Source organism: Mycobacterium sp. TH-M11, assembly GCF_057473725.1.
The window spans coordinates 1-6593 of record NZ_JBYCLD010000192.1; the positions used below are offsets into that span (position 1 = coordinate 1).

Consider the following 6593-nt stretch of genomic DNA (forward strand, 5'->3'; position numbering starts at 1 on the left):
AACGTGCTTATGCCGCAAGGGAAGCCGAGCTCGAGGAGCTCGCGGGTGAGGGCGCGATGCGGCAACTGGAGCGCAACGTGCTGCTCAGCGTTCTGGACCGCAAGTGGCGTGAGCACCTCTACGAGATGGACTACCTCAAGGAAGGCATCGGTCTGCGGGCGATGGCGCAGCGTGACCCCCTGGTCGAGTACCAGCGGGAAGGCTTTGACATGTTCCGCGGCATGCTCGACGGGCTCAAAGAGGAGTCGGTCGGCTTCCTGTTCAACGTCGCCGTGGAGGCCGTCCCGAAGCAGTCGGTCGCGCCGGTGGATGCCCCCGAGGGGTTGGCGGAGTTCGGGTTGCGCGCCAAAGGAATCGACGGCGCCAACGGTGCTGACGGCGCCGATGGTGCGGCCGGGCTGACCTATTCGGGCCCCGACGAGGACGGCTCTGCGCAGGTGCGGCGTCCCCGCGACCTGCAGCCGGCCGGCGCGACATCGCGCCGTGAGCGCCGCGAAGCGGCCCGCCGCGAAGGCCGCGGGCCCCGCTTGCCGAAGGTGCCGCGCAAGGGCTGAGGCGTTGAAGCGCTCAGCCGATGTGCAGGGCGACGATCCGCCAGGCGATGCTGTTTCCCGTCCGCGGGATGGACTCGACTCGGCAGGCCAGTGCATGAGTGCGCCGTCCGCGCCGGTAGGTGCCGAAAACCTCCACCGCGCTGGCCGGTTCGCCTGAACCTGCCGGTTGCACGCGTACCCGCTGCAGGATGGCCGGCTCAACTCGGCCCACCGGTGTCGGCGGCCGCGCCGATACCACCGAGTCGGCGAGTCCGGTGGCAAGCAGCGGATGCAGATGCGTGGACGGCCGGCGCCCGTCCACCACCTCCAGGACCCGGCGCAGTGCGGCGTCGGCGAACACCGCGGCCGCCTGTAGCGGCGCCGGCAACACCTTGAGCGCGGGTCGATCGGGCCGCGTCCTCGGCGGATGCCCGCGGCGGGGCCGAACCGACGGCGGAGACGCGGGCGAGTGCGCGGGCCGACCCGGCGTAGCCGGGCGGGCCGGCGGTTCGTAGTCGAGCATCGGTGCGACGGCCGAGCGCGGGGGCGTAGTGGGATCGATGGGCACGGCAACTCTCCAAGGTCGGTCCGGGTGGTGGGCCTGCTGGAGAGTGGCAGGGCGTGTGCGGCGATCATCGCACAATCGCGGCTGCGGCGTATCCGCGTGCGGCGCGGCCCAGCGGCGGGCTACCGTGAGCGGCAGTGTTTTTCTCCGATCCGGGGCTGGTGCGGTGCCCGGCCGGATCGAGCCAGCAGGGAGGACGGGTGCCAGGATGGTGAACCGGCTATCGGCGTCGGAAGCCTCTTTTTACCGGCTGGAGAACACCACGACGCCGATGTACGTGCAGTCGCTGTTCATTCTTCGTAACCCGCGGGGCGGGCTGGGCTACGACAAGCTGCTGGAGACCGTCGAGCAGCGGCTGCCCCAAATCCCGCGCTACCGGCAGAAGATCCGCGAAGTCACTATGAACCTGGCCCGCCCGGTGTGGGTGGACGACCACGAGTTCGACATCACCTACCACGTAAGGCATCTCGCAGTGCCGTCCCCCGGCAGCGATCGCCAGCTGCACGAGCTGGTCGCACGGTTGAGTCAACAGCCGCTGGATCGCTCCCGGCCGCTGTGGGCGACCTATCTGATCGAGGGACTGGCTGACAACCGGATCGCCCTCTACATCAAGTCCCATCAAGCGCTGGTCCACGGCATGGCGGCGCCGGCGTTGGCGCACGTCCTGGTCGATCGGACTCAGCGTCCACCGGCTTTCCATGAAGACATCTGGGTACCTCGCGACGAGCCGGGCGCCGTCGAGTTGGTGCTCGGTGCGGTCGGGGACTGGGTGGCGGCCCCGCGGACCCAACTGCAGGCGGTGGGGTCGACGGTCGGCAGCCCGTTGACCTGGGCGGGCCGCAAGGCGTTCGATGCGGTCCGGGCCATCGCGCGCGGTGCGGCCCCGCAGAGCCCGCTCAACACCCAGGTCTCGCAGAACCGCCTGTTCACGGTGGCGAGCGGTTCGCTCGAGGACTACCGAACAGTGCGGGCCCGCTATGACTGCGCCATCAACGACGTGGTGCTCGCCGTGATCACCGGCGCGCTGCGGAACTGGCTGCTGGCCCGCGGTGAACCGGTCGGATCGACACGCACCGTACGGGCGATGGCACCGTTGTCGGTGTATCCGGACCACGAACTCGACTCCGCGGGTCAGCCGATCGGTGCGGTGACACCGTTCTTGGTGGATCTTCCTGTCGGCGAACCGAATCCGGTAGTCCGGCTTTCTCAGATCGCCTATGCCACCGAGTCGCATCCCACCTCGACCGGGTTGGTGGATGCCCGCACCATCTTGACCGTGGCGGGCTTCGCCCCGCCAACCCTGCACGCGATGGGTGTTCGGGTGGCGACTGCGTTCGCCGGATTCTCCGGGCGGGTGTTCAACCTGCTGATCACCAATGCACCGGGCACTCAGCGGCAGCTCTATGTTTGCGGAGCGAAACTGCTCGAGACCTACAGCGTGCCGCCGTTGTTGCCCAACAAGGCGTTGACGATCGGGGTGACGTCTTACAACGGCACGCTCTATTTCGGTGTCAATGCCGACCGCAAGGCGATGAGTGACGTAGGAATGGTCTCAGCACTGCTGGACGAGGCGCTGGCCGAACTGCTGGAGGCAGCACAGTGAGCGACGACGAATTCGAAGCCGCCAAGAAGCGGCTCGCCGACGACGTATACGAAAAGGAATTGCTGCGTCTGCAAAGCGAATTCGTCAAGCTCCAGCAATGGGTTCGCGCTACCGGCACCCGCGTGGTGGTGATTTTCGAGGGTCGTGACGCCGCAGGCAAGGGCGGCGTCATCAAGCGCATCACCGAGTACCTGAGCCCGCGCACGGTGCGGATCGCGGCCTTACCAGCCCCCACCGAGCGTGAGCAGGGGGAGTGGTACTTCCAGCGCTACATCGCGCACTTGCCGGCGCGCGGTGAGATCACCCTCTTCGACCGATCCTGGTACAACCGGGCCGGGGTGGAGAAGGTGATGGGCTTCTGCACTCCCGAAGAGCATGAGCAATTCCTCAAGCAGGCGCCGGTTTTCGAGCAGCTACTGATCGACGACGGAATCCTGTTGCGCAAGTACTGGTTCTCGGTGTCCCAGGAAGAGCAGCTGCGCCGGTTCCGTAAGCGGCGCAACGATCCGCTGCGGCAGTGGAAACTGTCGCCGATGGACCTCGAGGCGCTGCACCGCTGGGAGGATTACTCGCGGGCCCGCGACGAGATGATGGCCCGCACCGATACCGCGTCGAGCCCCTGGTATGTGGTCGAGTCAGAAGTCAAGACACACGCCCGGCTGAACATGATGGCGCACCTGCTGGCGTCGATTCCCTATCGCGAGGTGGAGCACCAGCGGGTGGACTTGCCGAAGAAGCCCATCGTCACCGGCTTTTACAAGCGGCCCGACCGAAGTCTCTACCGCTACGTCGATGACTACGCCGCCACACTGCTGGGCGAGGCATGACCCTCCCCCGCAAGCGGGTGGTGACCCGCGTCGCCCGGCTTCGCCGCGCTGGCGATCGCGGCTGGGTTGACGGCCGCGACCCGCGTCGCCCGGCTTCGCCGCGCTAGCTATCGCGGCTAAGGTCTGGGCTCATGCGGGTCTACATCCCGGCGACGCTGGCCATGCTGGCCCAACTGGTCGCCGACGGTTCATTGCGTCCGGTCAGCGGGACTGCGTTCGCGGTGACCCCGGCGCTGCGGGAGGCCTACGCCCACGGCGATGATGACGAACTGGCCGAGGTCGCGCTGGGGGAGGCGGCGCTGGCCTCGCTGCGGTTGCTCGCCGCTGCGGACGCCGATTTGGCCGGCGCGAAGCTGCCCACGCGTCGGGCGGTGCTGGTCGCCGAGGTCGAGGGGGCTACGGTCCGCCCCGATCTGGATGCCGCGGTGGTGCGGCTGGCAGGGCCGGTCGCGCTCCCCGAGGTGGTCGCGGCGTATGTGGACAACGCTGCTGCCGAGCCGGCTGTGCTCGCGGCAATGGCGGTGATCGACGACGCCGACCTCGGTGACGAGGACGCCGAGCTGACCGTCGGCGACGCCCAGGACCACGACCTGGCCTGGTATGCCACCCAGGAGCTGCCGTTCCTGCTCGACCTGCTCTGATGCCGTCCGGGCAAGGTTACGGTACCGTAGGTTCATCAACCCCCGGTAGCGAACAGGGAATTTTTCGTGAGCAAGAAGCATTCGGCGATCGTTGCCCACATCGGTGACACCAAGCGGCCGACCGCCGTCGGGGTCGACCGTCACCCGGTCTGGAATGCGGTGCGTCGCATCGCAACACAGATCACCACACCGCTTTTGCCAGACGACTATCTGCGCTTGGCCAACCCTTTGTGGTCGGCCCGGGAACTGCGTGGACGGGTGGTGGAGGTCCGGCGCGAGACCGGGGATTCGGCAACGCTGGTCATCAGGCCTGGCTGGGGGTTCCAATTCGACTACCGGGCCGGTCAGTACATCGGCATCGGGCTGCTGGTCGACGGTCGATGGCGTTGGCGTTCTTACTCGCTGACCTCGCCGCCGGTGACCGGGTCTCGCACCATCTCCATCACCGTGAAGGCGATGCCGGAAGGTTTTCTGTCCAGTCATCTGGTGGACGGGGTCGCTCCGGGGACCGTAGTTCGGCTGGCCGCGCCGCAGGGGGAGTTCGTGCTGCCCGACCCGGCGCCGGCCACGGTGCTGTTCGTCACCGCCGGATCCGGGATCACGCCGGTCATGGCGATGTTGCGCTCGCTGGCTCGGCGCGGCGCCATCGCCGACGTCGTTCACTTGCATTCGGCGCCCACGGCAGCCGACACGCTGTTCGCCGATGAGTTGGCAGCCTTGGCGCGTGACCATCCCGGTTACCGGCTGCTGCTGCGCACTACTCGCGACCAGGGTCGGCTGGAGCTGCGGGGACCCGAAACTCTCGACGCCGATGTGCCCGATTGGCGTGAGCGCCAGACCTGGGCGTGCGGGCCGGCGGCGATGCTCGGCGATGCCGAACGCGTCTGGGCCGCTGCGGGGATCGCCGACCACTTGCATGTCGAGCGGTTCTCGGTGGCGCGTACCGCGACGGCCGAGGGCGGGGGCATGGTGACCTTCGCGGCAAGCGGCAAGAGCGTTGCGGCGGATGCGGCAACGACGCTGCTCGAGGCCGGCGAGAGCGCCGGGGTTTTGATGCCGTTCGGGTGTCGGATGGGCATCTGCCAGTCATGCGTGGTGACGCTGGTGGCGGGGCAGGCGCGTGATCTGCGCAGCGGTGCCGACCACGAGCCGGGGACCCGTGTGCAGACCTGTGTCAGCACGGCCGCCGGCGATTGCGAGCTCGACGTCTAATGGTTACCCGCTGGTAACCTACGGAGTCGTAGGTTACGATAGCGTAGGTGCAGACGGTAATGCGTTTCCGAAAGGTGGTCTGATGGCGGTAACCGACGTCGAGGTGTTTGCGCACCTCAGCGACGCCGATGTGGCGAATCTCGCCGCGGAACTGGACGCCATCCGCAGAGACATCGAGGCGACTCGAGGCGAACGTGACGCTCGCTACATCCACCGCACCATCGCCGCCCAGCGGGCGCTCGAGGTGACCGGCCGGGTGCTACTGGCGGCCGGCAACCGACGCTGGGCGCGCTGGGCCGGTACCGCCACCTTGGGCGTGGCCAAGATCGTCGAGAACATGGAGATCGGCCACAACGTCATGCACGGGCAGTGGGACTGGATGAACGATCCAGAGATCCACTCCACCGGCTGGGAGTGGGATATGGCCGGTGTCTCCAAGCACTGGCGCTTCACCCACAACTTCGCCCACCACAAGTACACCAACATCCTCGGGATGGACGACGATGTGGGTTACGGCGTAATCCGGGTCACTCGCGACACTCGCTGGCAGCGCTTCAACCTGCTCAACCTGTTCTACAACGCCATGTTGGCGATCGGGTTCGAGTGGGGAGTCGCATTGCAGCACTTGGAGATCGGCAAGATCTTCAAAGGCCGCGACAGTCGCCAGTCGACCCTGGTGCGGCTGCGGGAGTTCGGCGACAAAGCCGGACGGCAGGTGTTCAAGGACTACGTGGCGTTTCCGGCCCTGACCTCACTGTCGCCCGGCGCGACGTTCGTCTCGACGGTGAAGGCCAATGCGATCGCCAATGTGATCCGCAACCTGTGGGCCAATGCGATCATCTTCTGCGGTCACTTCCCTGACGGTGCAGAGAAATTCACCAAGACCGACATGGTCGGTGAGTCGCAGGGGCAGTGGTATCTGCGGCAGCTGCTGGGCAGCGCCAACATCGATGCCGGGCAGCCGATGCGGTTTATGAGCGGCAGCCTGTCGCATCAGATCGAACATCACCTGTTCCCGGATCTGCCGAGCAACCGCTACCCCGAGATCGCGGTGCGGGTGCGTGCGGTGTGCGAGAAGTACGACCTGCCCTATACCTCCGGGCCGTTCCTGGTGCAGTACGCCAAGACCTGGCGCACTATCGCCAAACTGTCACTGCCGGACCGCTTTCTGCGCGACACCGCCGATGACGCACCGGAGACCCGCAGCGAGAA

The 6593-nt window shown here is 67.0% G+C and carries 6 protein-coding genes and 1 pseudogene; 6 read left to right on the forward strand and 1 reads right to left on the reverse strand.

The genetic code is table 11. From position 1 onward, the window contains the following. Positions 1 to 554: pseudogene (locus AC2VOG_RS08425) on the forward strand (preprotein translocase subunit SecA); the annotation flags it as partial. Positions 555 to 567: 13 nt separating this feature from the next. On the opposite strand, the gene AC2VOG_RS08430 reads toward AC2VOG_RS08425, so the two are convergent. Then, the gene (locus tag AC2VOG_RS08430; RefSeq protein ID WP_486939459.1) at positions 568 to 1101 is read right to left on the reverse strand and encodes an Rv3235 family protein; all 534 of its coding nucleotides are present in this window, start codon (positions 1099 to 1101) and stop codon (positions 568 to 570) included. Positions 1102 to 1306: 205 nt separating this feature from the next. Here AC2VOG_RS08430 and AC2VOG_RS08435 point away from each other — a divergent pair, with 205 nt between their 5' ends. The 5 genes from AC2VOG_RS08435 to AC2VOG_RS08455 form a co-directional block, all read left to right on the forward strand. After that, the gene (locus AC2VOG_RS08435; protein ID WP_486939460.1) at positions 1307 to 2701 is read left to right on the forward strand and encodes a WS/DGAT/MGAT family O-acyltransferase; all 1395 of its coding nucleotides are present in this window, start codon (positions 1307 to 1309) and stop codon (positions 2699 to 2701) included. Continuing rightward, complete coding sequence (gene ppk2, locus AC2VOG_RS08440; protein WP_486939461.1) at positions 2698 to 3528, forward strand: polyphosphate kinase 2; 831 nt, start codon at positions 2698 to 2700, stop codon at positions 3526 to 3528. The genes AC2VOG_RS08435 and ppk2 overlap by 4 nt, the downstream gene beginning before the upstream one ends. Positions 3529 to 3659: 131 nt before the next feature. Continuing rightward, the gene (locus AC2VOG_RS08445; RefSeq protein ID WP_486939462.1) at positions 3660 to 4169 is read left to right on the forward strand and encodes a DUF6912 family protein; all 510 of its coding nucleotides are present in this window, start codon (positions 3660 to 3662) and stop codon (positions 4167 to 4169) included. A 66-nt stretch (positions 4170 to 4235) separates the two neighbouring features. After that, positions 4236 to 5381 carry a ferredoxin reductase gene (locus AC2VOG_RS08450; RefSeq protein WP_486939463.1) on the forward strand — a complete coding sequence of 382 codons (1146 nt, stop codon included), beginning with the start codon at positions 4236 to 4238 and terminating at the stop codon, positions 5379 to 5381. 82 nt (positions 5382 to 5463) lie between these two features. After that, on the forward strand, positions 5464 to 6593 hold a 1130-nt coding region (locus AC2VOG_RS08455; RefSeq protein ID WP_486939464.1), incomplete at its 3' end, for a fatty acid desaturase family protein.

Coding starts and splice junctions, on each gene's coding strand:
- AC2VOG_RS08435 (WP_486939460.1), top strand. CDS start 1,307: ATGGTGAACCGGCTATCGGCGTCGGAAGCCTCTTTTTACCGGCTGGAG.
- AC2VOG_RS08445 (WP_486939462.1), top strand. CDS start 3,660: ATGCGGGTCTACATCCCGGCGACGCTGGCCATGCTGGCCCAACTGGTC.